Annotated in this window: 25 protein-coding genes; 10 read left to right on the forward strand and 15 right to left on the reverse strand. The window is 59.4% G+C overall.

All coding sequences use genetic code 11. The features are described 5' to 3' along the window. Positions 1–44 precede the first annotated feature (44 nt). Entirely contained in the window at positions 45–374 is a 330-nt protein-coding gene (locus PMI22_RS11755; RefSeq protein WP_007894425.1) for a DUF1820 family protein, read from the reverse strand. A gap of 135 nt (positions 375–509) precedes the next feature. Here PMI22_RS11755 and miaB point away from each other — a divergent pair, with 135 nt between their 5' ends. From miaB to lnt, 5 genes are all read left to right on the forward strand, one after another. Next, positions 510–1,838 (forward strand): tRNA (N6-isopentenyl adenosine(37)-C2)-methylthiotransferase MiaB, encoded by a 1,329-nt coding sequence (gene miaB, locus PMI22_RS11750; RefSeq protein ID WP_033049358.1) that lies wholly within the window; start codon positions 510–512, stop codon positions 1,836–1,838. A 233-nt stretch (positions 1,839–2,071) separates the two neighbouring features. Beyond that, positions 2,072–3,076: a PhoH family protein gene (locus PMI22_RS11745; protein WP_033049346.1), complete on the forward strand. Its 1,005-nt coding sequence runs from the start codon at positions 2,072–2,074 to the stop codon at positions 3,074–3,076. Further along, on the forward strand, positions 3,069–3,563 hold the full coding sequence (gene ybeY, locus PMI22_RS11740) for an rRNA maturation RNase YbeY (RefSeq protein ID WP_007946650.1): 495 nt from the start codon (positions 3,069–3,071) through the stop codon (positions 3,561–3,563). Before PMI22_RS11745 ends, ybeY begins: the two co-directional genes overlap by 8 nt. A 5-nt stretch (positions 3,564–3,568) precedes the next feature. Beyond that, positions 3,569–4,408: an HlyC/CorC family transporter gene (locus tag PMI22_RS11735; protein ID WP_007946651.1), complete on the forward strand. Its 840-nt coding sequence runs from the start codon at positions 3,569–3,571 to the stop codon at positions 4,406–4,408. Between the two features lie 8 nt (positions 4,409–4,416). Continuing rightward, positions 4,417–5,940, forward strand: a complete 1,524-nt coding sequence (gene lnt / locus PMI22_RS11730; RefSeq protein ID WP_007946652.1) for an apolipoprotein N-acyltransferase — start codon at positions 4,417–4,419, stop codon at positions 5,938–5,940. A gap of 121 nt (positions 5,941–6,061) precedes the next feature. On the opposite strand, the gene PMI22_RS11725 is transcribed toward lnt, so the two are convergent. Next, positions 6,062–6,823 carry a YdcF family protein gene (locus PMI22_RS11725; protein WP_007946653.1) on the reverse strand — a complete coding sequence of 254 codons (762 nt, stop codon included), beginning with the start codon at positions 6,821–6,823 and terminating at the stop codon, positions 6,062–6,064. A gap of 113 nt (positions 6,824–6,936) precedes the next feature. After that, complete coding sequence (locus PMI22_RS11720) at positions 6,937–7,257, reverse strand: hypothetical protein (RefSeq protein ID WP_007946655.1); 321 nt, start codon at positions 7,255–7,257, stop codon at positions 6,937–6,939. Positions 7,258–7,536: 279 nt separating this feature from the next. Here PMI22_RS11720 and leuS point away from each other — a divergent pair, with 279 nt between their 5' ends. The 5 genes from leuS to PMI22_RS11695 all read left to right on the forward strand — a co-directional run bounded on the left by leuS (position 7,537) and on the right by PMI22_RS11695 (position 13,710). Then, positions 7,537–10,143: a leucine--tRNA ligase gene (gene leuS, locus PMI22_RS11715; protein ID WP_007946656.1), complete on the forward strand. Its 2,607-nt coding sequence runs from the start codon at positions 7,537–7,539 to the stop codon at positions 10,141–10,143. An 88-nt stretch (positions 10,144–10,231) separates the two neighbouring features. Then, positions 10,232–10,837: an LPS-assembly lipoprotein LptE gene (locus tag PMI22_RS11710; protein ID WP_007946657.1), complete on the forward strand. Its 606-nt coding sequence runs from the start codon at positions 10,232–10,234 to the stop codon at positions 10,835–10,837. Positions 10,838–10,876: 39 nt separating this feature from the next. After that, complete coding sequence (gene holA, locus PMI22_RS11705; RefSeq protein ID WP_007946658.1) at positions 10,877–11,914, forward strand: DNA polymerase III subunit delta; 1,038 nt, start codon at positions 10,877–10,879, stop codon at positions 11,912–11,914. A 247-nt stretch (positions 11,915–12,161) separates the two neighbouring features. Beyond that, positions 12,162–12,326 carry an alternative ribosome rescue factor ArfA gene (gene arfA, locus PMI22_RS11700; RefSeq protein ID WP_007946659.1) on the forward strand — a complete coding sequence of 55 codons (165 nt, stop codon included), beginning with the start codon at positions 12,162–12,164 and terminating at the stop codon, positions 12,324–12,326. A 61-nt stretch (positions 12,327–12,387) separates the two neighbouring features. Further along, positions 12,388–13,710 (forward strand): lytic murein transglycosylase, encoded by a 1,323-nt coding sequence (locus tag PMI22_RS11695; protein WP_033049348.1) that lies wholly within the window; start codon positions 12,388–12,390, stop codon positions 13,708–13,710. 119 nt (positions 13,711–13,829) lie between these two features. Here PMI22_RS11695 and PMI22_RS11690 read toward each other — a convergent pair whose 3' ends face one another. The 12 genes from PMI22_RS11690 to nadD form a co-directional block, all read right to left on the reverse strand. Beyond that, entirely contained in the window at positions 13,830–14,780 is a 951-nt protein-coding gene (locus PMI22_RS11690) for a S66 peptidase family protein (RefSeq protein WP_007946662.1), read from the reverse strand. 170 nt (positions 14,781–14,950) lie between these two features. Then, positions 14,951–15,973: a lipoyl synthase gene (gene lipA, locus PMI22_RS11685; RefSeq protein ID WP_007946663.1), complete on the reverse strand. Its 1,023-nt coding sequence runs from the start codon at positions 15,971–15,973 to the stop codon at positions 14,951–14,953. Between the two features lies 1 nt (position 15,974). Beyond that, on the reverse strand, positions 15,975–16,622 hold the full coding sequence (gene lipB / locus PMI22_RS11680; RefSeq protein WP_007946664.1) for a lipoyl(octanoyl) transferase LipB: 648 nt from the start codon (positions 16,620–16,622) through the stop codon (positions 15,975–15,977). Further along, positions 16,622–16,897, reverse strand: coding sequence for a DUF493 domain-containing protein (locus PMI22_RS11675; RefSeq protein WP_007946665.1), 276 nt, complete (start codon positions 16,895–16,897; stop codon positions 16,622–16,624). Before PMI22_RS11675 ends, lipB begins: the two co-directional genes overlap by 1 nt. Before the next feature lie 87 nt (positions 16,898–16,984). After that, the gene (locus PMI22_RS11670) at positions 16,985–18,142 is read right to left on the reverse strand and encodes a D-alanyl-D-alanine carboxypeptidase family protein (protein ID WP_007946666.1); all 1,158 of its coding nucleotides are present in this window, start codon (positions 18,140–18,142) and stop codon (positions 16,985–16,987) included. Between the two features lie 322 nt (positions 18,143–18,464). Beyond that, positions 18,465–19,478 (reverse strand): septal ring lytic transglycosylase RlpA family protein, encoded by a 1,014-nt coding sequence (locus PMI22_RS11665; RefSeq protein ID WP_007946667.1) that lies wholly within the window; start codon positions 19,476–19,478, stop codon positions 18,465–18,467. Continuing rightward, a complete protein-coding gene (mltB, locus tag PMI22_RS11660) occupies positions 19,478–20,488 on the reverse strand; it encodes a lytic murein transglycosylase B (protein ID WP_007946668.1) in 1,011 nt (336 codons plus the stop codon). Before mltB ends, PMI22_RS11665 begins: the two co-directional genes overlap by 1 nt. Positions 20,489–20,505: 17 nt before the next feature. Then, positions 20,506–21,609, reverse strand: coding sequence for a rod shape-determining protein RodA (gene rodA / locus PMI22_RS11655; protein WP_162131650.1), 1,104 nt, complete (start codon positions 21,607–21,609; stop codon positions 20,506–20,508). A gap of 31 nt (positions 21,610–21,640) precedes the next feature. Next, positions 21,641–23,536, reverse strand: coding sequence for a penicillin-binding protein 2 (mrdA, locus tag PMI22_RS11650; RefSeq protein WP_007946670.1), 1,896 nt, complete (start codon positions 23,534–23,536; stop codon positions 21,641–21,643). 10 nt (positions 23,537–23,546) lie between these two features. Beyond that, positions 23,547–24,014, reverse strand: a complete 468-nt coding sequence (rlmH, locus tag PMI22_RS11645; RefSeq protein ID WP_007937439.1) for a 23S rRNA (pseudouridine(1915)-N(3))-methyltransferase RlmH — start codon at positions 24,012–24,014, stop codon at positions 23,547–23,549. Positions 24,015–24,023: 9 nt separating this feature from the next. After that, a complete protein-coding gene (rsfS, locus tag PMI22_RS11640) occupies positions 24,024–24,518 on the reverse strand; it encodes a ribosome silencing factor (RefSeq protein ID WP_007946671.1) in 495 nt (164 codons plus the stop codon). A 71-nt stretch (positions 24,519–24,589) separates the two neighbouring features. Next, complete coding sequence (nadD, locus tag PMI22_RS11635; protein ID WP_274517762.1) at positions 24,590–25,279, reverse strand: nicotinate-nucleotide adenylyltransferase; 690 nt, start codon at positions 25,277–25,279, stop codon at positions 24,590–24,592. Position 25,280: the final 1 nt, after the last annotated feature.

The following is a 25,280-nucleotide window of genomic DNA, read 5'->3' on the forward strand; positions in this document are numbered from 1 at the left end:
TGGGAGCGAGCCTGCTCGCGAATGGGGCGACTCGGTCTTGAGGCCTACTTCTCAGGCATCGGCATCGGAAACGGCATGACATTGCCGACCGCGCCACGGGCTTCGCTGATTTTCGGTGTGCCCAGACGCTCTACCTCGTCGATGCGCACAATCGAATGCATCGGCACAAAACTGCGTACCACGCCTTCAAACTGAGCCTTGAGCTTTTCTTCGCTCGGATCGACGACCACTTGCGTGCGCTCGCCAAAGACGAACTCTTCCACTTCCAGAAAGCCCCACAGATCACTTTGATAGATCTGCTTGGCATACATTTCGTACACCTGGCCCTGGTTGAGGAAAATCACCTTGTAGATTGGAGCTTCACGTTTGGTCATGGTGGGCGAGCAACACATTTGGGGATAAAAATGAGGGCGCGAACTATAGCATAGCCGCCGGACGCACAATGGTAGGAACCTTGGAACATGTTCCCTATAATGCGCGGTTCTTTGAATCACGTGATGACTGTATCCATGGCCAAGAAGCTTTACATCGAAACCCACGGTTGCCAGATGAACGAGTACGACAGCTCGCGCATGGTCGACTTGCTGGGTGAACACCAGGCCCTGGAAGTCACCGCTCGCGCTGAAGATGCCGACGTGATCCTGCTCAACACCTGCTCCATTCGCGAGCGCGCCCAGGACCGGGTGTACTCCCAGCTCGGCCGCTGGCGCGAACTGAAACTCGCCAACCCGGACATGGTGATCGCCGTCGGCGGTTGCGTGGCCAGTCAGGAAGGCGCCGCCATTCGTGATCGCGCGCCATACGTGGACGTGGTCTTCGGCCCTCAAACCCTGCACCGCCTGCCGGAAATGATCGACGCCGCACGCGCCACCAAATTGCCGCAAGTCGATGTTTCCTTCCCGGAAATCGAAAAATTCGACCATTTGCCCGAGCCACGTATCGATGGCCCGAGCGCCTACGTGTCGGTCATGGAAGGTTGCAGCAAGTACTGCACGTTCTGCGTGGTGCCGTACACCCGCGGCGAAGAAGTCAGCCGCCCGTTCGACGACGTGATTGCCGAGATCATTCACCTGGCTGAAAACGGCGTGCGTGAAGTGACGCTGCTGGGTCAGAACGTCAACGGTTATCGCGGCACGACTCACGACGGGCGCCTGGCTGATCTGGCCGAACTGATCCGCGTTGTGGCGGCTGTCGATGGCATCGACCGGATTCGCTACACCACGTCGCACCCGCTGGAGTTCTCCGACAGTCTGATCCAGGCCCACGCCGACGTGCCGGAACTGGTGAAACACCTGCACCTGCCCGTGCAATCGGGTTCAGACCGGATTCTCTCGGCGATGAAACGCAACCACACGGCGCTGGAATACAAATCCAAACTGCGAAAACTGCGGGCCGCCGTGCCGGGCATCTGCATCAGTTCGGACTTTATCGTCGGCTTCCCGGGCGAAACCGAAAAAGACTTCGAGCAAACCATGAAGTTGATCGAAGACGTCGGTTTCGACTTTTCCTATTCGTTTGTCTACAGCCAGCGCCCGGGCACTCCGGCTGCCGACCTGGCCGACGAAACACCTGAAGAGCTGAAAAAAGAGCGCCTGAACGCCCTGCAACATCGCCTGAACCAGCAGGGTTTCGAGATCAGCCGACAAATGGTCGGGTCGATCCAGCGGATTCTGGTCACCGATTATTCGAAAAAAGACCCCGGCGAACTGCAAGGCCGGACCGAGAACAACCGTATCGTCAACTTCCGTTGCGACAATCCGACCCTGATCGGGCAGTTCGCCGACGTGCACATCGACGCCGCACAACCGCACTCGCTGCGGGGCTCGCTGATCCAGTAACACCAATTTCAATTCAATAGGGATCAAATGTGGGAGCTGGCTTGCCTGCGATAGCGGTATAACAGGCAACATCTCTTTTGGATGTGAGTCCCTCATCGCTGGCAAGGCCAGCTCCCACAGTGAAGCTGCTTTGTTCTCGAGAGCAGGTTCATCCATTTAAGAGCTTTCGCACCCAGCCCAGTGGCGTTATCCTTGATTTCATCTTAATTGCCCCAGGGCGGCTAAATACGACCTTGAACGCACCCATAGAACCACATCGTTTCATCCTCGAGCCCTTTGAGGCTCGCCGCTTCGCCAATCTGTGCGGGCAATTCGACGAGCATTTGCGCTTGATCGAACAGCGCCTGACCATCGAGATCCGCAACCGCGGAAACCAGTTCGAATTGATCGGCGAACCCAAACACACCACCTCCGCAGAAAACCTCCTGCGCCGCCTGTACCGGGAAACCAAAGGTACCGAGCTTTCGCCGGACATGGTTCACCTGTTCCTGCAGGAATCGGCCGTCGAAGAGCTGGACAACGTATCGCCGTCCGAACCCTCCGTAGCGCTGCGCACCAAAAAAGGCATGATTCGCCCTCGCGGCTTGAATCAACTGCGTTACGTGAAGGAAATTCTCGGCAACGACATCAACTTCGGCATCGGCCCTGCCGGTACTGGCAAGACCTATCTGGCCGTTGCCTGCGCGGTAGACGCGCTGGAGCGCGAGCAGATTCGCCGCATCCTGCTGGTTCGCCCGGCGGTTGAAGCAGGCGAGAAACTCGGCTTCCTGCCCGGCGACTTGTCGCAGAAAATCGACCCATACCTGCGACCGCTCTATGACGCCCTCTACGAAATGCTCGGCTTCGAACACGTCGCCAAGCTGATCGAGCGCCAGGTCATCGAAGTTGCGCCACTGGCTTACATGCGCGGTCGCACGCTGAACAACAGCTTCATCATCCTCGACGAAAGCCAGAACACCACCGTCGAGCAGATGAAGATGTTCCTGACCCGTATCGGCTTTGGCTCCACAGCGGTCATCACCGGTGATATCACCCAGGTCGACCTGCCGAAAGGCACCAAATCCGGGCTGCACCATGTGATCGAGGTGCTCAAAGACGTGCCGGGTATCAGCTTCACCCATTTCATGCCCAAGGACGTCGTGCGCCATCCACTGGTGCAACGCATCGTCGAAGCTTACGAGCGCTTCGAGAACCGCGTGGCCGAAGAAGCCCCCAAGGACCACCGCCGCGATGCTTGAGCTTGATCTTCAACTGGCTACACAAGCGCCCGCCCCCAGCGAAGCCGAGTTCCGCCAATGGTGCGAACTGGCCCTGCGCCAGCGCACAGCCGATTCGGAGATGACCATTCGCCTGGTCGACGAAGAAGAAGGCCGCGAACTGAATCACACCTGGCGGCAAAAAGATTACGCCACTAACGTTCTATCGTTCCCCGCCGATGTGCCCGATGAGTTTCTCGATATCCCGTTATTGGGCGATCTGGTGATCTGCGTGGCCGTGGTGGAGCGCGAAGCCGCTGAGCAAGGCAAGGCACTGAAGGCCCATTGGGCACATCTGGTCATTCACGGCTGCTTGCATCTACTGGGTTACGACCATATAGATGACGACGAAGCCGAAGAGATGGAAGCACTGGAACGAACGTTGCTTGCTGAATTGGGCTATCCGGACCCGTACGCGGACGACGAAACAGAAACATCCCCTATTGTTACAACAAAGGATTCAGAGTAATCGCTATGAGCGAAGATCGATCGAGCAACGGGCAGAAGTCCTGGCTGGGTAAGCTCACCCAGGCTTTTGCCCACGAGCCGAAAAACCGCCAGGAGCTGCTGGAGCTCCTGCGCGACGCACACCAGAACAAACTGTTGGACAGCGAAGCGCTGGCCATCGTCGAAGGCGCCATCCAGGTTGCGGACCTGCAAGTACGGGACATCATGGTCCCTCGTTCGCAAATGGTCAGCATCAAGGCGACCCAGAGCCCTCGCGAGTTCCTGCCTGCCGTCGTTGATTCGGCCCACTCCCGCTACCCGGTGATCGGCGAAAGCCACGATGACGTGATGGGCGTGTTGCTGGCCAAGGACTTGCTGCCGTTGATCCTCAAGGAGAATGGCGACCGTTTCAACATCAAGGACCTGCTGCGCCCGGCCACCTTCGTGCCCGAGTCCAAGCGCCTGAATGTGTTGCTGCGCGAGTTTCGCGCCAACCACAACCACATGGCCATCGTCATTGACGAGTACGGCGGTGTGGCTGGGCTGGTGACCATTGAAGACGTGCTGGAGCAAATCGTCGGCGATATCGAAGACGAACACGACGTCGAAGAAGACAGCTACATCAAGCCGCTGCCCAGCGGTGACTTCCTGATCAAGGCGTTGACGCCGATCGAAAACTTCAACGAGTTCTTCGACAGCGAATTTTCCGACGATGAGTTTGATACCGTCGGCGGCTTGGTGATGAGCGCGTTCGGGCATTTGCCAAAACGCAACGAAATCACTGAAATCGGCCCTTATCGTTTCCGCATCCTGAACGCCGACAGCCGGCGAATTCACTTGCTGCGCCTGACCCCAATTGCCCGTTAAGGATTGACATGCTCCGCGTAACCCGCCCCGGCTGGCCCGGTAATCTGCTGGCCGTGGCGGCCGGTGCAATCACTACCCTGGCCTTGGCGCCGTTCGATATCTGGCCGTTGGCGTTGCTGGCGGTCGGTTTCTTTTACGCCGGTTTACGCGAGCTGAACCCTCGTCAGGCCTTGGGCCGTGGCTGGTGTTTCGGTTTTGGTCTGTTTGGCGCCGGCACGAGCTGGATCTACTACAGCATTCACCATTTCGGCGGCGCATCGGTGCTGCTGGCCGGTTTCCTGATGCTGATCTTCACGGCCGCAATTGCCTGGTTCTTTGCCCTGCCGGCCTGGATTTGGGCGCGCTGGTTGCGCCGTAATGAAGCACCGCTGGCGGATGCCTTGGCATTTGCGGCGTTGTGGGTCGCTCAGGAAGCGTTTCGCGGCTGGTTCCTCACCGGTTTCCCATGGCTGTATTCCGGTTACAGCCAGCTTGATGGCCCATTGGCCGGACTCGCGCCCGTGGGCGGGATGTGGCTGATTTCCTTCACCCTGGCCCTGACGGCCGCGCTGATCTACAACGCGCTGCGTCTGGTGCGCACCGGGCGTAAAGGGTTTATCGCGGCAGGTGCGGTGCTGTTGATCGGACCATGGTTGGTCGGCATGGCACTCAAAGAACACGCCTGGACCAGCCCGGCGGGTCCAGCGCTAAGCGTCGCAGCGATTCAAGGCAACATCGAACAAAGCATGAAGTGGGACCCGGCGCAGCTCAATGCGCAATTGGCGCTGTACCGTGACATGAGCTTGCGTTCCAAACGCGCCGACCTGTTGATTTGGCCGGAAACCGCCGTACCGGTGCTCAAGGAGTCCGCCGAGAGCTACCTGAACATGATGGGTAACTTCACCGCCCAGCGTAATTCGGCACTGATTACCGGCATACCGATCCGTCAGGAAGTGCGTCACGAGAAACGCTTCTTCAACGGCATTACTGTTGTCGGAGAAGGCGATGGCACCTACCTCAAGCAGAAACTGGTGCCGTTTGGTGAATACGTGCCGTTGCAGGATGTGCTGCGCGGGCTGATCGCGTTCTTCGACCTGCCCATGTCCGACTTCGCGCGCGGGCCAGCCGACCAGCCGATGCTGCAAGCCAAGGGTTATCAGATTGCTCCATTCATCTGCTACGAAGTGGTCTACCCGGAATTCGCCGCCAGCCTCGCGGCCCGTAGCGACTTGCTGCTGACCATCAGCAACGACACCTGGTTCGGCACCTCCATCGGCCCACTGCAACATTTGCAGATGGCGCAGATGCGCGCGCTTGAGGCGGGCCGCTGGATGATCCGTGCGACCAACAATGGCGTGTCCGGGCTGATTAACCCGTTTGGCCAGATTACCGCGCAGATCCCGCAGTTTGAGCGCGGCGTCCTGTACGGCGAAGTGGTGCCGATGCACAACCTGACGCCGTACCTGCAATGGCGTTCGTGGCCGCTGATCATTGTTTGCATGCTGTTGTTTGGCTGGGCGTTGATTGCCAGCCGGATGGCCAAGACCGTTTAAGCAAGATCGTTCCCACGCTCTGCGTGGGAATGCATCCCGTGACGCTCTGCGTCACAGCATCAGAAGCGGACGCAGAGCGTCCATGGCGGCATTCCCACGCGGAGCGTGGGAACGATCATCTTCACCGATAGAAAAGCGAATACCCGATCTGCCCCACCGCTTCATTCAGCAATTGCCCGGATTGCCATAACGACTTGAATTCCGGCATCCAGCCGCCCAGCGGTCGGGCATTGTCCACGCCTAAAAAACCTACCGGCGCGGGCACCACTTCAAATCCTGCCTTCTGGAAACTCCAGACAGACCGCGGCATATGCCAGGCCTGAGTCACGACCACCACCCGCTTGACGCCCTGAGGCAATAACACCTCGGCACTGAACTGCGCGTTCTCCCACGTCGTGCGGCTGCGCCCTTCCTGCCAGCGCACCGTCACACCAAAATCATCGAGTAGCGAGTCCGCCATCAACTTCGCTTCGGTGGGTGGCTTACCGTAATGCAAGCCTCCGCTGGTCAGAACTGGCAAACCGGAAGCCTTGGCCAGACGCGCTGCATAACGCTCGCGCTCCAGCCCCACGCCAGTCGGCTGGTCGGCGCCCCAGGCCGGGTCGCCGCGTTCACGCCCGGAACCCAGCACCACGATAGCGTCCGCGCGCTGCCCCAGCGTCGCCCACTCGTCGCGTGCCAGCGGCGGTTCGCGCTCAAGCGCTTTAGCACTCCACTGCACCACCACGGGCAAACTCATCAGCCAGAAGCCCCCGCAACCCAAAACAAAGCACACACCCGCAAGTCTTGGCCTTGAGCGGCGCAACCACCACGCAAGCACCAACAACAGCAAGAGAAGGCCGGGAGGCAACAGAAGTTGTTTCACAAAATATCTAAAAGGCATCGAGCATCTCCAGAGATGCCCGAAGCCTAAGTGGGTTGACGCAAAGCGACAACAAATACGGAAGGACTACGCTATGGAATGTGTCAAATGAAGGGCCAATAGTTCTAACGCCCTTACTTGAATTGCAGAGACCGGACCTTTACCGCTTCCCTGCCAGGCACTTTATCCTTGAGCCAGATGATTTTGGCCGAACGTGGTGCGTCGAGTTGCTGCACTGCTGCTGACAAGCATCCACGTGTTTCACGTTCACTGCGATCCAGATAGGCTTTGACCAATTCAAACTCTGCGGGACTGAGGCCACGCAGTTCCAGCTCAAGGGGACGCTCATCGCGTAGCCGACCAGCAGTTTTTGCAGCATCCAGAGCCATTCCCAGACGATCAATCAGTCTTTCGTACAGCTCCGGTTTTGTGGCTTTGTGCTGTGACTCAACCATCCCTCACCTCATTGAAGATATGACTCGCTCCCCTTTTAGAGCTTAGCTTCCATGAACAAACCGGCTGAGCGCTGCGACCAACGGCCCTCGCAGCCATTTTTACAAGACGCGCGACAGTAATCAGGGTTTCCCTCGGTAGAGTGCGGTCATGTATGCTACGGCGCTTCCTGTAACTCCACTTCCAGCTCGTATGGGCACCGAAACGCCGATTTGGCGTGATCACCGTCCAGCGTTGCATTGAAGAGGATTAGGCCACCCCTATTCAGTTCAAAAGTAGCCATGCACGAACAATATCAGCCCCGTGAAATCGAAGCCGCCGCCCAGTCATTCTGGGATGAGCAAAAGTCCTTTGAAGTCAGTGAACAGCCAGGCAAGGAGACATTCTATTGCCTGTCGATGTTCCCTTACCCCAGCGGCAAGCTACACATGGGGCACGTGCGTAACTACACCATTGGCGACGTGATCTCCCGCTATCAGCGCATGCAAGGCAAGAACGTTCTGCAACCCATGGGTTGGGACGCCTTCGGCATGCCGGCGGAAAACGCCGCGATGAAGAACAACGTAGCACCCGCCAAGTGGACCTACGAAAACATCGCCTACATGAAATCCCAGCTGCGCAGCCTGGGCCTGGCGGTGGACTGGTCGCGCGAAGTGACCACCTGCAAGCCAGATTACTACCGTTGGGAACAATGGCTGTTCACCCGCCTGTTCGAAAAAGGCGTGATCTACAAAAAAAGCGGCACCGTGAACTGGGACCCGGTCGACCAGACCGTTCTGGCCAACGAACAAGTGATCGACGGTCGCGGCTGGCGTTCCGGCGCGCTGATCGAGAAGCGCGAAATCCCGATGTACTACTTCAAGATCACCGCTTACGCGGATGAGCTGCTGGAGAGCCTCGACGAGCTGACTGGCTGGCCTGAACAGGTCAAGACCATGCAGCGCAACTGGATCGGCAAGTCCCGTGGCATGGAAGTGCAGTTCCCGTACAACGTCGATTCCATCGGCGAAACCGGCGCGCTCAAAGTGTTCACCACCCGTCCGGACACCCTGATGGGCGCCACCTACGTTGCCGTGGCCGCCGAACACCACCTGGCCACCCTGGCCGCGCAGAACAATCCTGAGCTGCAAGCGTTCATCGCTGAATGCAAGGGCGGCAGCGTCGCTGAAGCCGACGTCGCCACTCAAGAGAAAAAAGGCCTGCCGACCTCGTTGTTTGTCGAGCACCCGCTGACCGGCGAAAAACTGCCGGTGTGGGTCGCCAACTATGTGCTGATGCACTACGGCGATGGCGCGGTCATGGCTGTCCCGGCTCACGACGAGCGTGATTTCGAATTCGCCACCAAGTACAACCTGCCGATCAAGTCCGTGGTGCGCACCAGTTCGGGTGACACCAACCCGGCACCTTGGCAGGACGCCTATGGCGAACACGGTACGCTGATCAATTCCGGCGAGTTCGACGGTCTCGATTTCGCAGGCGCTTTCGATGCGATCGAAGTCGCGCTGATCAAGAAAAACCTGGGCGCCTCGCGCACCCAGTTCCGCCTGCGCGACTGGGGTATCAGCCGCCAGCGCTATTGGGGCTGCCCGATCCCGATCATCCACTGCGATGCCTGCGGTGATGTGCCGGTGCCAGAAGACCAACTGCCTGTTGTGCTGCCAGAAGACGTCGTACCCGATGGTGCCGGTTCGCCACTGGCGCGCATGCCCGAGTTCTACGAGTGCAGCTGCCCGAAATGCGGTCAGCCTGCCAAGCGTGAAACCGACACCATGGACACCTTCGTCGAGTCCTCGTGGTACTACGCCCGTTACGCCTCGCCACACTATGAAGGTGGTCTGGTGGAAAAATCCGCTGCGGACCATTGGTTGCCGGTGGATCAGTACATTGGCGGTATCGAACACGCAATTCTTCACCTGCTCTACGCGCGCTTCTTCCACAAGCTGATGCGCGACGAAGGCCTGGTGAGCTCCAACGAGCCGTTCAAGAACCTGCTGACCCAAGGCATGGTGATCGCCGAGACTTACTATCGTCGCGAAGCCAATGGCGCCTATACCTGGTTCAACCCGGCGGACGTGGAGCTTGAGCGTGACAGCAAGGCCAAGGTTATCAGCGCCAAGCTGATCGCAGACGGCCTGCCGGTGGAAATCGGTGGCACCGAGAAGATGGCCAAGTCCAAGAACAACGGCGTCGACCCACAGTCGATGATTGACCAGTTCGGCGCAGACACTTGCCGCCTGTTCATGATGTTTGCCTCGCCACCCGACATGAGCGCGGAATGGTCCGACTCCGGCGTAGAAGGTTCGCACCGCTTCCTCAAGCGCGTCTGGCGTCTGGCTCAAGCCCACGTTACCCAGGGCCTGCCGGGCAAGCTGGACGTCGCCGGCCTGAACGACGAGCAGAAAGCCATTCGTCGCTCGATCCACCTGGCCATCAAACAGGCCAGCCACGACGTCGGCCAGAACCACAAATTCAACACCGCCATCGCTCAGGTGATGACGCTGATGAACGTTCTGGAAAAAGCCGCGCAAGGCACCGAACAGGATCGCGCACTGGTTCAGGAAGGTCTGGAAGCCGTGACGCTGCTGCTGGCTCCGATCACCCCGCACATCTGCCACGAGTTGTGGCATCAACTGGGTCACGCCGACCCGGTGATCGACGCCGGCTGGCCGGTGCTGGACGACAGCGCGCTGGTGCAGGACAGCCTGACACTGGTGATCCAGGTCAACGGCAAACTGCGCGGCCAGATCGAAATGCCGGCCAGCGCGACACGTGAAGAAGTCGAAGCCGCTGCCCGCGTCAACGAAAACGTACTGCGCTTTGTCGACGGCCTGACGATTCGCAAAGTGATCGTCGTGCCCGGGAAACTGGTCAATATCGTCGCCAGCTAATTGGATCAGGCACCGGGGGCCATGCCCGGTGCCGAATAAAACCTTTCGGGCCGCAACATCGGCCCATGGTTTCAAGGGGAGCAACAAAATGATCAAACGCAATCTGCTGGTGATGGGCCTGGCGGTCCTGTTGAGCGCCTGCGGTTTCCAGCTGCGCGGTACCGGCACCACCGAACTGGCGATCAAGGAACTCGACCTGAGCGCCCGCAATGCCTACGGCGAAACCGTAGTGCAACTGCGTAAGGCGCTGGAAAACAGCGGCGTGAAGGTTTTCGTCGGCGCACCTTACAAACTGGTGCTGACCAATGAGCAAGAAAGCCAGCGCATCCTCAGCTACACAGGCGGCGGTGGTACCGGTGAATATGAAGCGGTCACCGTATTGAGCTACGACATTCGTGGGGCACAGAACCTGCCGCTGATGAGCGACAAGATCGAAGTGCGCAAGATCTACGTTCACGACGGCAACAACCTGTTGGGTTCGGACCAGAAAGCCAGCGACGCCCGCAACGAAAGTCGCCGCGAGCTGATTCAACGCATGATCCTGCGCCTGCAACAGATTACCCCAACGCAACTGGACCAATTGCAGCAGACCGCCGAAGCCAAGGCCAAGGCCGAAGCCCAGGCGCTGGAAGCCGCACAGAAGGCTGAAGCGAATACTCCGCGCCAGTCGCCCATCCAGATCCCGCAGCAGTAAGACTTTCGGGGCGCTCCGGCGCCCCGTTGGCCCTCTCTTATGAAACTTGCCCCCGCCCAACTCGGTAAACACCTGCAAGGTGCCCTCGCGCCCGTCTATATCATCAGTGGCGATGACCCGCTGCTGTGCCAGGAAGCGGCCGATGCCATCCGTGCGGCTGCGCGCCAACAGGGCTTCGACGAACGTCAGGTCTTCGCCGCCGATGCCAGTTTCGACTGGGGCACGTTGTTGCAGGCGGGGGCAAGCATGTCGTTGTTTGCCGAAAAACGTCTGCTGGAACTGCGCCTGCCGTCTGGCAAACCCGGCGACAAAGGCGCCGCCGCGTTTATCGAATACTGCTCGCGCCCGGCCGAAGACACGATATTGCTGATCAGCCTGCCCAAGCTCGACGGCAGTGCGCAGAAAACCAAGTGGGGCAAGGCGCTGGTCGAAGGTCAGCAGACTCAGTTCGTGCAGATCTGGCCAGTGGATGCAAACCAGCTGCCCAGCTGGATTCGCCAGCGACTGTCTCAAGCCGGATTGTCCGCCAGCCAGGACGCGGTTGAACTGATTGCAGCCCGCGTCGAAGGCAATTTGCTCGCCGCCGCACAAGAAATCGAAAAGCTCAAATTGATGGCCGAAGGTGGGCAGATCACCGTCGAAACCGTACAGGCCGCCGTGGCCGACAGTGCACGTTTCGACGTGTTCGGCCTGACCGACGCCATCCTCAATGGCGAAGCGGCCCACGCGCTGCGCATGCTGGAAGGGCTGCGCGGTGAAGGTGTCGAACCACCGGTGATTCTCTGGGCGCTGGCCCGTGAACTGCGTCTGCTGGTTAACCTGTCACTGCAATACAGTCAGGGCGTACCGCTGGATAAAGCGTTCAGTTCCGCCCGACCGCCCGTCTGGGACAAACGCAAACCGCTGATGAGCAAGGCGCTGCAACGCTACTCGGCGCAACGCTGGGCACAGTTGCTGCTGGAGGCACAACGGATCGACGCGCAGATCAAAGGGCAGGCAGCCGGTTCGCCGTGGATGAGCCTCAGTCGATTGTCGCTGTTGATGGCTGGTCAGCGTCTGACTTTGCCTTCCGAGTAAACACCCCCCTGTAGCAGCTGGCGAAGCCTGCGTCCGACTGCGAAGCAGTCGTCAAGTCAGGAAATGAGTTACATCAGGATGATTGTGGGTTCAGGTTTTACGACTGCTTCGCAGTCGGACGCAGGCTTCGCCAGCTGCTACAGGACTGTGATCAGAGAAAGGTCCTACACAATGTGGGGACTAGACAGATCCTCAACTTCGGCCGATGATTTGCCCCGCAAAACCCACTCACTTGCGAGCAATCATCATGAGCAAAAAGCCATCAACGCATGGCCCCAACAAGGCCAAATCCATCATCGCCCAGCCACTGTTCCGCAGCCGTCAGGAACGAGCCGGCAAGGGCAAAGGCAGCTACCGCCGCGAAGCCTTCCAGTCTAATAGCTGGGAGGCTTCTTACTTTCTGGCTGCTTAAAGCAGAACACCCCTTCTACATGTTAAGGTCTGCATCTGAATTGATTGCCCTGGACCTGTGCATGCCCCTTTGTCTTTCCCGTCGTTGGCCCGTTCGCCAATTGATCGCTGCCTCCAGCCTCATTTTGCTTGTCGCTTGCGCGGAAAAACCGACCGCCGCCGACGCCCAGCCGCTCAAAACCCTTCCTGTCGCGACAGCCCCTGCGGTTATTCCGCCCGTGGTGCCGACGGGTGAAAACCTCGACGTCCAGCCCACCCAGTCGTTCGCCGAATGGCAAGCGGGTTTCCGCAAAGACGCACTGGCCGCCGGTATCCGCGCTGATCTGTTCGACCGCGCCTTTGCCAATGTCAGCTTCGACCCCAGCGTGATCCGTGCCGATCGCAGCCAGCCGGAATTTGCCCGTCCGGTGTGGGAATACCTCGATGGCGCCCTTTCGCCGTTGCGAGTACGTAAAGGCCAGTCGCAGATCGACGAATACACTGACATCCTGCAACGCATCGAACAGCGTTATGGCGTCGACCGCCAGGTACTTGTGTCGGTCTGGGGCATGGAGAGTAACTTCGGCCAATTCCAGGGCAGCAAATCGGTCATCAACTCCCTGGCGACCCTGGCGTACGAAGGCCGGCGCCCGGGCTTTGCGCACGACCAACTGATCGCGGCCCTGCAAATCCTGCAACAGGGCGACATATCACCCGAGAAAATGCTCGGTTCCTGGGCCGGCGCCATGGGCCAGACCCAGTTCATCCCGACCACATACAACACCCACGCCGTGGACTTCGACGGTGATGGTCGCCGCGACATCTGGAACAGCCCCGCCGACGCATTGGCATCGACTGCGCACTATTTGCAAAGCTCCGGCTGGCAGAAAGGCCAGCCGTGGGGCTTTGAAGTACGACTGCCAAGCAGTTTCAACTACGTTCTGGCCGATGGCACGATTCGTAAAAGCGTCGCCGAGTGGCAGCAACTGGGCGTTTCACTGCCCGCTGGGGCTCGGATTCCGCCTGGCTCGGAACACCTCTCCGCGGCCCTGTTGCTGCCAGCCGGTTATCGTGGCCCTGCGTTCCTGGTCCTCGACAACTTCCGCGCGATTCTCAAGTACAACAACTCGTCGTCCTATGCGTTGGCCGTGGGTTTGTTGTCACAACGCTTCGACGGTGCAGGTCTGATCAGCGGCAGCTGGCCCAAAGATGAGTTGCCACTGAGTCGCACCGAGCGCATGGAATTGCAAAGTCTGCTGAGCGCCCAGAATTACGACGCGGGCGTCCCGGACGGGATTATTGGTGCCAACACGCGCAAGGCGATTCGCAGTGCACAGCAGTCGTTTGGCTGGCCTGCGGACGGGTATCCGACGCGCAAGTTGCTGGAAGGATTGCGTAGCCGCTAAAAAGCATCGCGGGCAAGCCCGCTCCCACAGGGTTCAAAGGCGATCACAACATTTGTGTACACCTCAAACTTTGTGGGAGCGGGCTTGCCCGCGATGACTGACTATCAGGCGTCGGAACTCTAGCGCCTGACCACCACATCCTGCTCCAACACCAACTCCTTCTTCCCCGCATCCAGCTTGACCAACGCGCCCATCGGCAGCGTCAGGTTCGGATCACAATGCCCGCTGCGCCAACCGGCCAGCACCGGAATCCGCAAAGGCTCGAAGGTCTGTTTCAGCAATTGCTCCAGCCCTGCCACATCAACTCCCGCCACATCCCCCACCAAAACCCCACGAAGCTTGCCCAGCGTGCCAGCCAGCCGCAGATGGGTCAGTAGCCGGTCAATCCGATACAGCGGCTCGTTGATGTCTTCAATCAACAGGATCACACCCTCGGCCTCCAGCTCGTAAGGCGTGCCCATCGTTGCGGCAATCATCGACAAGTTGCCGCCCAGTAAGCGTCCGTGAGCGATGCCAGGCTCGATCGTGGTCAAGGGCCAGGCCGCCGGGTGCGCAAGTACGCTGCCAGCCTTCACCTGCCCCCTGAGCATGTTGAAAAACGATGACTCGGTAGGCTTCTGCTTGTCGCCCAGCAAATCGGCATTGAGCAGCGGGCCATGAAAGGTCACAAAACCGGCATAACGGCTGATCGCCAAGTGCAGCGCTGTGATGTCGCTATAGCCGATGAACGGTTTGGCGTTGTTTTGCAGCAGCTCGAAATCAATGCGATCGAGCAAACGGGGTGTGCCGTAACCGCCGCGCAGGCAGATAATCGCATCGACCTCTGTATCAGCGAACGCTGCGTGCAGATCATTGAGCCGCACCTCGTCACTGCCCGCCAGATAGCCATCCTTTTCATACACCCCGGGAAAAACCCGCAACGCATAGCCACGAGCGCGCATCCAGGCGACGGCCTTGTCGGTGTCCAGCCCGGCGGGACCGGCAGGCGCAATCACGCCGATCACGCCTTGCGAAGGCAAGGCCGGAACAGGCTTGTGCGGATACAACGTATGGGTCGGTCGAACGGTCATCCATGAATCTCCCTGCGCGAAAACTTCTGCACACAGTAGTCAGGAACGGGGACAAACAGAAGAGGGTCCGTGCCCGCAGGTTGTCAGAAAAACGCCAGTTGCCGTAGGCAAGGCAAAAAAACGCCCGCAAGGCCTAGAGACCTTGCGGGCGTTTTATGTTTCACAATCGATCAGGACGACATCAGCTCGGCTTTAACCAGCTTCGCTTGTTCGTCGGCGTGGTACGAGGAGCGTACCAGCGGGCCCGACGCGACGTTCTTGAAGCCCATTTTGTAACCTTCCTCGGCGAACCAGGCGAAGGTGTCCGGGTGCACAAAACGCTGCACCGGCAAGTGGCTGCGGGACGGTTGCAGGTACTGGCCCAGGGTCAGCATGTCGATGTCGTGTTCGCGCATGCGCTTCATGACTTCGATCACTTCTTCGTCAGTCTCGCCCAGACCCAGCATCAGGCCGGACTTGGTCGGAATGTGCGGCATCATTTGCTTGAAGCGTTGCAGCAGGGTCAGCGACCACTGGTAATCCGAACCCGGACGCGCAGCCTTGTACAGACGCGGCACAGTTTCCAGGTTGTGGTTGAACACATCCGGTGGCTCGGCGGCGGTGATTTCCAGCGCCACGTCCATCCGGCCACGGTAGTCCGGAACCAGGGTTTCGAGTTGAACGTTCGGCGACAGCTTGCGGATCTCGCGGATGCAGTCGGCAAAGTGCTGGGCACCGCCATCACGCAGGTCGTCGCGGTCTACCGAGGTGATCACTACATATTTGAGCTTCAGGTCGGCAATGGCGATGGCCAGACTTTCCGGCTCGTTGACGTCCAGTGGTTTCGGACGGCCGTGGCCAACGTCGCAGAACGGGCAGCGACGGGTGCAGATGTCGCCCATGATCATGAACGTCGCGGTGCCGCCGGAGAAGCACTCGCCCAGGTTCGGGCAGGAGGCTTCTTCGCACACGCTGTGCAGCTTGTGTTTGCGCAGCAGGGCCTTGATGCGGTCGACTTCCGGGGAAACCGGGATGCGCACGCGAATCCAGTCGGGTTTCTTCGGCAGTTCGGTAGTCGGAATGATCTTCACCGGGATACGTGCAACCTTCTCGGCGCCGCGCAGCTTGACGCCGGCTTCAACCTTGGCACGCGGGGCCGGACGCTCGGTAACATCAAGCGTCGGGATCATGGTTTGCACTGCATCAGTAGTCATATCAGTCGATTCCGCCCGTTAGGGTCGTCTGCTCAGCATAGTCGAGGTGTTTGACGAGCTGCGCGCGCAGCCGGGCACTTACCTCGGCAAATTCAATCGATCCTGCGTGATCGCTTAGCTGGGTCATCGCCAGCCCGGCGTACCCACAGGGATTAATCCGTCGAAACGGTTCCAGGTTCATGTCCACGTTCAGGGCCAGGCCATGAAAGGAACAACCGTGGCGGATCCGCAGACCCAGGGACGCGATTTTCGCCCCGTTGACGTACACACCCGGCGCATCTGGCTTGGCGGCGGCAACAACGCCGTAACTCGCCAGCAGTTCAATCAGGCACAGTTCCATGCGAGTGACCAGGTCACGCACACCAAACCCAAGTTTGCGTACGTCCAGCAGCAAATAGGCTACCAATTGGCCAGGCCCGTGATAGGTCACCTGACCACCACGGTCGACCTGTACCACCGGAATATCCCCCGGCAGCAACAGGTGCTCGGCCTTGCCGGCTTGACCTTGGGTGAACACCGGCGGGTGCTCGACCAGCCAGATCTCGTCGGCGGCATCGGTGCCGCGTTCGTTGGTGAAGCGTTGCATGGCATGCCAGACCGGCTCGTAAGCCATCTGGCCGAGCTCACGAAAGCCCAGCGTGCCAGACATCACAACACCATGTGCACGAAGCCGGTAGCCCGAAGTTCGCTGTTGATGTCGTACAGCTGTTCCTGGCCAGTGGCGACGATGTGCAACTGGATGGTGGTGTATTTGCCGTTGGTGCTTTGACGCTCGTCGACACGCTCATCGTTGATCGACGCGTGTTTCTTGACGATGTCGATGATCTTGTCTTTGTTGCCCACACCGGTATCGCTGATCACCTTGACGGGATAATCAGTCACCGGGAATTCGATTTTTGGCGCCTTTACTTCGGTATCGGTCATGGCGTAACGGCCTCGTAAGCGTAAGCCGTGGCGACGGGCATGACGCCGCGCAGGATCAGCGCGAAGTCATGCAGGTGCACACTGAATTCAGTTGAAGATGCCGTAGAAGAATAGACGGATGCTATCCCACATGCGGCGGAAGATACCACCCTCCTCGACAGCGTCCAGGGCGATCAGGTCGGCGCTGTGCACTACCTTGTCTTCCAGTTTCACTTCGACTTTACCGATCACGTCGCCCTTGGCGATTGGCGCAATCAGTTGCGGGTTCATGGTCATGCTCGCAGCGAGCTTTTTCAGCTGGCCTTTAGGCAGGGTCATGGTCAGGTCTTGAGCCAGGCCGGCCTTGACTTGATTGGTCGCGCCTTTCCAGACAGGGGCCTGAGCCAGCTCGGCGCCCTTCTGATAGAAGGTCTGGGTTTCGAAGAAGCGGAAACCGTAAGTCAGCAGCTTCTGGGTTTCGGCGGCGCGAGCCACTTCGCTGCTGGTGCCGAACACCACGGCGATCAGGCGCATGCCATCACGTACAGCCGAAGACACCATGCAGTAGCCGGCTTCGTCGGTGTGGCCGGTTTTCAGACCGTCGACGGTCTTGTCGCGCCACAGCAACAGGTTGCGGTTAGGTTGCTTGATGCCGTTCCAGAAGAACTCTTTCTGCGAGTAGATCGCGTAGTGGGCCGGGTCTTCGTGGATGATCGCGCGAGCCAGCACCGCCATGTCATGAGCCGACGAGTAGTGCTCCGGGTTCGGCAGACCGGTCGGGTTCATGAAGTGGCTGTTGGTCATGCCAAGGTCGGCCACGGTTTTGTTCATCATGTCAGCGAAGGCGTCTTCGCTGCCGGCGATGTGCTCGGCGAGCGCAACACTGGCGTCGTTACCCGACTGAATGATGATGCCGTGCAGCAGGTCGCTGACAGTCACCTGCGTGCCCACCTTGATGAACATCCGCGAACCGCCGGTACGCCAGGCGTTTTCGCTGACGGTCACCGGGTCGTTTTCGCCGATCTGGCCACGACGGATTTCCAGGGTCGCGAGGTAGGCGGTCATCAGCTTTGTCAGGCTGGCCGGCGGCAGACGCTGGTCACCATTGTTTTCAACCAGCACGTTGCCGCTGCTGGCATCCATGAGCACATAGGCTTTGGCAGCCAGTTGTGGTGGAGCTGGCATCACCTCGACCGCGAACGCGGCTGGCGAAAGGAGCAGCGGGACTAACAGGAACAGGCGTTTGGCAAAGGTGGTGATGTTCATCCGTCTCTCGAAATCGCTAATGGAAACTGCCCAGGGGCAAAACTAATCAGACAGCTTCCAGGCTTTGTCCAAAACTGCCTGCGCGACGATCATGCGGCGTTAAAAACAGCCTCGGAATGCTCATGTAGGTCCCCTACACTCCGCTTCCTCACCTGTTTTTGCCTTGCCTGATCGCCGCTCGGCGAGTTTTCGAACAAACCCTACGAGCTGTCGCGTGTTCGGTTGTTCACTCAAAACCCTTGCCGGGCTTTTGTTCTTTAACGAGCCAACAACCAGGTTCACCCCCTGAATCGCAAGTGAACCGTCAATCAGGTACTACGTATTACTCGGCGGTGACCAGGCTCGGCGAACCGAGATTGGCCATGCGCACACTGTTCTGCACTTGCTGGATTTCACCCGGAGAGCCGATCGGCCCCAGGCGCACCCGATGCAGTGTCTGTTGATTGCGCACGATCGAGCTGATGAACACCGGGGCGCTCACCATCCCGCTGAGCTTCGATCTCAGGAGTTCTGCAGCGTCCGGGTTGGCGAACGCGCCCACCTGCAGATACTGGCCAGAGGCTGGTACAGAAGCGTTTTTTTTTGCATCGATCTGAACCGGTACAACGGCCGCGGCGTGTTGCTGCGCCGGGGGGGTCCATTGCTCGACAGTTCCGGTCGAAGCCGTAATCACCGGGGCGCTATTTTGCGCGACTTTCGGTTCATTGAGCATCAAAGGTGCCGGACGGCCTTTTTGCGCCCACCACTGTTGCGGGTCGATGCCTTCGACCTTGACCCGCGCCGTGCCGGTTTCGGCGTAACCGAGTTTTTTGGCGGCAGCATAGGACAAGTCGATGATGCGGTCCGAATAAAACGGCCCTCGGTCGTTGACCCGCAGGATAACGCTCTTGTTGTTGTCCAGGTTGGTCACCCGGACATAACTTGGCAGTGGCAATGTCTTGTGTGCCGCACTCATGCCGTAGAGGTCGTATACCTCGCCGTTGGCGGTGTTCTGGCCATGGAACTTGGTGCCATACCAGGACGCCGTGCCCGAGGCGACATACGTCTTGGATTCTTGCAGCGGGAAATAGGTTTTGCCCAGCACCGTGTACGGGTTGGCCTTATAAGGACCAGAGTGCAGGGTCGGCGTGGCATCCGGGATGCGTGACACGTCGACATCCCACCACGGCGCGCCATCTTTGTGGGCGCGGTTGATGTCCAGCCCCGGCGTCGGGCGCACGGCAGTGGACGAGGTTTTCTGCGCCGGCGCGCGACTGGTCGAGCAACTGGCGAGCAGCACCGCCAACGCGGCGAAAGCCATGAGCTGCAGGGGTTTATTCAAAGGCAATGCCCGCATTACTTGACGCCCCGTGCTTGGACCAGCTGTTCAGACAGTTGATGTACGGCCATGGCGTACATCACGCTGCGGTTATAACGCGTGATCGCATAAAAATTCTTCAGGCCCATCCAGTACTCGGGGCCCTTGTCACCTTCCAGGCGGAAAGCCGTGACCGGCATATCATCGCGCAGCGCATCATGACTTGACCACCCTAGAGCCCGCAACTCCCCCGCGGTTTTAGTCGGCTCGATGCCCGTGGTCAAACCGGCATCCACCTGCTCGCCTCGAACATCGGCGCGGCTGACCACCGGTTCGCCGGCGACCCAACCGTGACGCTTGAAGTAACTGGCGACGCTACCAATGGCATCGTCGGGATTGGTCCAGATATTAATGTGACCGTCACCGTCGAAGTCCACCGCATACGCGCGAAAACTGCTCGGCATGAACTGCGGCAACCCCATGGCACCTGCGTAGGAGCCTTTGAGGGTCAGCGGGTCGACCTGCTCTTCCCGGGCCAGCAGCAAGAACTCCCGCAATTCCTTGCGGAAGAATTCAGCGCGGGGAGGATAGTCGAAGCCCAGGGTCGACAACGCGTCGATCACGCGAAAATTGCCGGTATTGCGCCCGAAAAAGGTTTCAACGCCGATGATCGAGACGATCACCTGCGCCGGCACACCGTATTCCTGCTCCGCACGTGCCAGCACTGCTTCGTGCTGACGCCAGAAGTCCACTCCCCGGGCGATACGCGCGTCGGTGATGAACATCGGGCGGTATTCGCTCCATTGCTTGACCCGTTCGGCGGGTTTCGAGATCGCGTCAAGAATCGACTGCTTTCGCTCGGCTTCGCGGAACACGCCCATCAGCTGTTCACCGGCGAAACCGTAATCGCGGGTCATTTCACCGACGAATTCGGCCACCTGGGGTGAGCCTTCGTAGTCGCCGGCCAACGCGTGCTGCGTTGTGCCAAGGATGCTTACCAGGCCGACCCATGGCGCGTATCGAGTCACCCAGCCACGCATTGCTTGCATTGAAATCTTCACCTTATTCAAACTTGTGCGATCCACTTACGATGGGTATGGATCGACATCAAAACCCCAAACGCTGACAGCAGCGTTACCAGCGAAGTTCCTCCGTAGCTAATGAACGGCAACGGCACCCCCACCACCGGCAACAGGCCACTGACCATACCGATGTTGACGAAAACATAAACAAAAAACGTCATTGTCAAACTGCCTGCGAGCAATTTGCCGAACAATGTCTGGGCCTGAGCGGTAATCACCAGCCCGCGGCCAATCAATAGCAGGTAAATCAACAGCAACGCGCAAATGCCGACCAGGCCGAACTCTTCACCCATTACCGCAATAATGAAGTCGGTGTGGCTTTCCGGCAGGAAGTCCAGGTGCGACTGGGTGCCCAGCAGCCAGCCCTTGCCGAACACACCACCGGAACCGATGGCGGCTTTCGACTGAATAATGTTCCAGCCAGTCCCCAACGGATCACTCTCCGGGTCGAGGAACGTCAGGATTCGCTGCTTCTGATAGTCGTGCATGATGAAATACCACATGCCCACGGCCACTGGCACGGCAGCCGCCAGCACGCTGATGATCCAGCGCCATTTCAAGCCACCCATAAACAGTACAAACGCGCCACCGGCCAGGATCAGTAGCGACGTCCCCAGGTCCGGCTGACGCACGATCAAGATAAAGGGCAAGCCAATCAAGAACAGACTGACCGCCACGTGCTTGAGTTGCGGCGGCAAGGTGCGCTTGGACAAATACCAGGCGATGGTTGCCGGCATCAGGATCTTCATAAACTCCGAGGGCTGGAAGCGGATCACTCCGGGGATGTTGATCCAGCGCGTGGCGCCCATGGCGTTGTGGCCCATGACGTCCACCACCACCAGCAACAGCACACCCAGCACATAACCGACCGGCACCCACCGCGCCATGAAACGCGGTTCGAACTGCGCGATGACGATCATCGACACCAGACCGATGCCAAACGAAGTGGCCTGCTTGGCCAGCAGGTCCCAGCTCTTGCCGCTGGCCGAATACAGCACGAACAGGCTGCCGGCGGCGAGGGTCAGCAGCAGAATGAGCAGCGGGCCATCGATGTGCAGGCGTTGCAACAACGTCGCGCGGCGACGCATCACATCCTCGCTGGAGAGCATGCGGTCAAAATTATTCATCATGGGCCGTAACCTCCGCGCTGATAGGGCTGGCGTACTCGGCCTTGAGATGGCCGTCCTGATCCAGGAGCCAGGCATCCATGATTTGGCGCACCACTGGCGCCGCGACCCCGGAACCGGACTCGCCGTTCTCGACCATTACCGACACCACGATTTGCGGGTTGTCCGCAGGCGCAAAACCGACAAACAAGGCGTGGTCGCGGTGACGTTCCTGAACCTTGGAACGGTCGTACTTCTCGCCCTGCTTGATCGCGACCACCTGAGCCGTACCACTTTTGCCGGCGATCCGGTATTGCGCGCCAATCGAAGCCTTGCGCGCCGTACCGCGAGCGCCGTGCATCACCTGCTGCATGCCGTGGTTGACCTTGGTCCAGTCCGACGGATCGCGCAGGACAATATTGGGCATCGGATTTTCATCCTTGGGCTTCTCGCCTTCGACCGTCTTGGCCAGGTGCGGACGGTTCCACACACCCTTGTTGGCCACCAGCGCGGTGGCTTGGGCCAGTTGCAGTGGCGTGGACTGCATATAGCCCTGACCGATCCCCAGAATCAGGGTTTCGCCCGGGTACCAGGCCTGGCGGCGGGTCGCACGCTTCCACTCGCGGGACGGCATCAGGCCCGGCGATTCTTCGAACATGTCCAGCGAGACCTTCTGGCCGATGCCGAACTTGCCCATATAGGCTGACAACCGGTCGATTCCCAGCTTGTGGGCCAGGTCATAGAAGTAGGTATCGTTGGAACGCATGATCGCCGTGTCCAGATCCACGTAGCCGTCGCCGGTACGGTTCCAGTTTCGGTATTTGTGATCGTAATTGGGCAGTTGGTAATAACCGGGGTCGTACACGCGGGTCGACGCGGTGACCACACCCGAATCCAGACCGGCAATCGCCACCGCTGGCTTGATGGTAGAACCCGGCGGGTACAGACCGCGCAGCACGCGATTGAACAGCGGCCGGTCGATGGAGTCGCGCAGTTCGGAATAGGCCTTGGAACTGATACCCGTGACGAACAGGTTCGGGTCGAAACTCGGCTGACTGACCATTGCCAGCACTTCACCGGTTTTCGGGTCCAGCGCCACGACGGCACCACGACGACCGCCCAGAGCCGCTTCGGCCGCTTCCTGCAATTTGATGTCCAGGCTCAGGACGATGTCCTTGCCGGAAATCGGTTCGGTACGCTTGAGCACACGCAATACGCGGCCCCGTGCGTTGGTTTCGACTTCTTCGTAACCGACCTGACCGTGCAATTCCGGCTCGTAGAAACGTTCGATGCCGGTTTTGCCAATTTGATGGGTGCCGCTGTAACTCACAGGATCCAGTGACTTGAGCTCTTTCTCGTTGATCCGCCCCATGTAACCCACCGAGTGCGCAAAATGCGCGCCTTGCGGATAGTGACGCACCAGCTGCGCGACCACTTCCACGCCCGGCAGGCGGAACTGGTTCACCGCGATCCGGGCGATCTGCTCTTCGGTCAGCTCGAACAGGATGGGCACCGGCTCGAATGGCCGACGCCCCTGACGCATGCGTTTCTCGAAGATCACCCGGTCCTCGGGTGTCATCTCCAGCACTTCGACGATCACGTCGAGCACTTGCTGCCAGTCGCCGGAGCGCTCGCGAGTCATGCTCAGGCTGAAGCTGGGCCGGTTATCGGCCACCACCACGCCATTACGATCGAAAATCAGCCCACGGGTGGGCGGAATCGGCTGCACATGAACGCGATTGTTTTCCGACAGGGTCGAGTGGTACTCGTACTGGATCACCTGAAGGAAATACAGCCGCGCAATCAGCACACAAAAAAGCGCGACTACTGCAATTGCACCGAACACGACGCGACCACGCACCAGACGGGCGTCTTTTTCGTGGTCCTTGATACGGATCGGCTGAGACATGAGGGCAAAACTACTTGTGGTAAGGGTGGCCGGACAAGACTGTCCAGGCACGATACAGCTGTTCGCCGATCAGGATTCGCACCAGCGGGTGCGGCAACGTCAACGGCGACAATGACCAACGCTGATCGGCTCGGGCACAGACTTCCGGCGCCAGCCCTTCGGGGCCGCCGACCATGAAATTCACCGTGCGCGAGTCCAGGCGCCAGCGATCGAGTTCGACCGCCAGCTGCTCAGTGCTCCAGGGCTTGCCGTGGACTTCGAGGGTGACAACACGCTCGTTCGGCCCGACCTTGGCCAGCATGGCTTCGCCTTCCTGACGGATGAAGCGCGCCACGTCGGCGTTCTTGCCACGGGTATTGAGCGGTATTTCCACCAGTTCCAGCGCCAGCTCGGACGGAAGACGCTTGGCATATTCATGCCAGCCTTCTTCCACCCACTTGGGCATCCGTGAACCGACGGCGATCAGTCGCAGTCGCACAGCGGGCCCTTATTGCTGGTCTTTGTTGAGCTTGATGAAATGCTCGTGGGTATTTTCCGGGCTGTGGTGAGCCGCGTTCAGGGCACGGCTCTGTTCCGCGCCGGACCACAGACGCTCCAGGTCGTAGAACTGGCGAGCCGAGGCGGTCATCATGTGCACGATGACGTCGTCCATATCCAGCAGCACCCAGTCGCTGTCGCCCTTGCCTTCTTCACCCAGCGGCTTGACGCCCTGGGCTTTTACGGCTTCGCGAACCTTGTCCAGCATCGCGCCGATCTGGCGGTTGGACGTACCGGTGGCGATGATCATGAAGTCAGTGATGCTCTGCTTTTCACGAACGTCGATCACCTGAATGTCCTGGGCCTTGACGTCTTCCAGGGCCGCCACGGCAACCTTCACCAGCTCTTCACCGGCCAGCTCTGGGCCGGTAGGTGCTGCTACTGGCAGCGGAGCGCTTTTGAATGTGCCTTTGCGCTTTACTTTTGGTAGTTCTTTGTCAGTCATATAAAACTCGTTTTGCTCATATGTTCGGGGGCTTCGATACACGTGATCACGTGCCTTGAAGCGCGCCTCTTTCAGTTCGACGCACGGTAAAGTCCGTGCGCATCGATGTAGGCCAGGACCGCGTCGGGCACCAGGAAACGTACCGACTTACCGCTGGCCAGCAGTTGACGGATCTGGGTGGCGGATACCGCGAGCGGTGTCTGCCAGACGAATGCAATCTGTCCGCTCGGCCCTTTGAGGGCCAGCGGGTCGCTTACCGAGCGCGCTGCCAGCAGATTGCGCAAGGCATCCGGCGGTTCGCTATCGGCATCCGGGCGTTGCAGCACCAGGATGTGGCAATGCTGGAGCAACTCTTCCCAGCGGTGCCAAGTGGGCAGGCCGCAAAATGCGTCCCAGCCCAAAAGTAGAAAAACCTGGGTCTGGGCGGCCAGTTCAGCCCGCATCAGTTCCAGGGTATCAATAGTGTAGGACGGTTTGTCCCGCTGCAATTCGCGGGCGTCCACCACCAACGGTGCCACACCGGCCACCGCGCACTCGACCATCGCCAGACGGTCTTTGGCCGACACTTGCGGCGTACCGCGATGCGGAGGCCTGGCACTGGGTGTCAGACGTAACTCATCGAGCGCCAGCGATTCGGCAACTTCCAGCGCACTGCGCAGATGGCCAATGTGCACCGGGTCGAACGTACCGCCCAGCATGCCAATCCGGCGAGGTTGAGGCTCGCTTGAAGTGGCTGGGGCTGTCGGGTCGAGGTCGCCCAAG

Source organism: Pseudomonas sp. GM21 (assembly GCF_000282215.1).
Classification (GTDB): domain Bacteria; phylum Pseudomonadota; class Gammaproteobacteria; order Pseudomonadales; family Pseudomonadaceae; genus Aquipseudomonas.

What these genes read in the sequence shown, in the direction of transcription:
- PMI22_RS11690 (WP_007946662.1), bottom strand. Translation starts at nt 14,780, where the DNA reads ATGACCGTTCGACCGACCCATACGTTGTATCCGCACAAGCCTGTTCCG.
- PMI22_RS11725 (WP_007946653.1), bottom strand. Translation starts at nt 6,823, where the DNA reads ATGCCTTTTAGATATTTTGTGAAACAACTTCTGTTGCCTCCCGGCCTT.
- mrdA (WP_007946670.1), bottom strand. Translation starts at nt 23,536, where the DNA reads ATGTCTCAGCCGATCCGTATCAAGGACCACGAAAAAGACGCCCGTCTG.
- PMI22_RS11720 (WP_007946655.1), bottom strand. Translation starts at nt 7,257, where the DNA reads ATGGTTGAGTCACAGCACAAAGCCACAAAACCGGAGCTGTACGAAAGA.
- PMI22_RS11755 (WP_007894425.1), bottom strand. Translation starts at nt 374, where the DNA reads ATGACCAAACGTGAAGCTCCAATCTACAAGGTGATTTTCCTCAACCAG.
- lipA (WP_007946663.1), bottom strand. Translation starts at nt 15,973, where the DNA reads ATGACTACTGATGCAGTGCAAACCATGATCCCGACGCTTGATGTTACC.
- PMI22_RS11670 (WP_007946666.1), bottom strand. Translation starts at nt 18,142, where the DNA reads ATGAACATCACCACCTTTGCCAAACGCCTGTTCCTGTTAGTCCCGCTG.
- leuS (WP_007946656.1), top strand. Translation starts at nt 7,537, where the DNA reads ATGCACGAACAATATCAGCCCCGTGAAATCGAAGCCGCCGCCCAGTCA.
- arfA (WP_007946659.1), top strand. Translation starts at nt 12,162, where the DNA reads ATGAGCAAAAAGCCATCAACGCATGGCCCCAACAAGGCCAAATCCATC.
- miaB (WP_033049358.1), top strand. Translation starts at nt 510, where the DNA reads ATGGCCAAGAAGCTTTACATCGAAACCCACGGTTGCCAGATGAACGAG.
- rodA (WP_162131650.1), bottom strand. Translation starts at nt 21,609, where the DNA reads ATGCGTCGCCGCGCGACGTTGTTGCAACGCCTGCACATCGATGGCCCG.
- PMI22_RS11710 (WP_007946657.1), top strand. Translation starts at nt 10,232, where the DNA reads ATGATCAAACGCAATCTGCTGGTGATGGGCCTGGCGGTCCTGTTGAGC.
- holA (WP_007946658.1), top strand. Translation starts at nt 10,877, where the DNA reads ATGAAACTTGCCCCCGCCCAACTCGGTAAACACCTGCAAGGTGCCCTC.
- PMI22_RS11695 (WP_033049348.1), top strand. Translation starts at nt 12,388, where the DNA reads ATGCCCCTTTGTCTTTCCCGTCGTTGGCCCGTTCGCCAATTGATCGCT.
- mltB (WP_007946668.1), bottom strand. Translation starts at nt 20,488, where the DNA reads ATGCAAGCAATGCGTGGCTGGGTGACTCGATACGCGCCATGGGTCGGC.
- lnt (WP_007946652.1), top strand. Translation starts at nt 4,417, where the DNA reads ATGCTCCGCGTAACCCGCCCCGGCTGGCCCGGTAATCTGCTGGCCGTG.
- PMI22_RS11665 (WP_007946667.1), bottom strand. Translation starts at nt 19,478, where the DNA reads ATGCGGGCATTGCCTTTGAATAAACCCCTGCAGCTCATGGCTTTCGCC.
- lipB (WP_007946664.1), bottom strand. Translation starts at nt 16,622, where the DNA reads ATGTCTGGCACGCTGGGCTTTCGTGAGCTCGGCCAGATGGCTTACGAG.
- rsfS (WP_007946671.1), bottom strand. Translation starts at nt 24,518, where the DNA reads ATGACTGACAAAGAACTACCAAAAGTAAAGCGCAAAGGCACATTCAAA.
- PMI22_RS11735 (WP_007946651.1), top strand. Translation starts at nt 3,569, where the DNA reads ATGAGCGAAGATCGATCGAGCAACGGGCAGAAGTCCTGGCTGGGTAAG.
- ybeY (WP_007946650.1), top strand. Translation starts at nt 3,069, where the DNA reads ATGCTTGAGCTTGATCTTCAACTGGCTACACAAGCGCCCGCCCCCAGC.
- PMI22_RS11675 (WP_007946665.1), bottom strand. Translation starts at nt 16,897, where the DNA reads ATGACCGATACCGAAGTAAAGGCGCCAAAAATCGAATTCCCGGTGACT.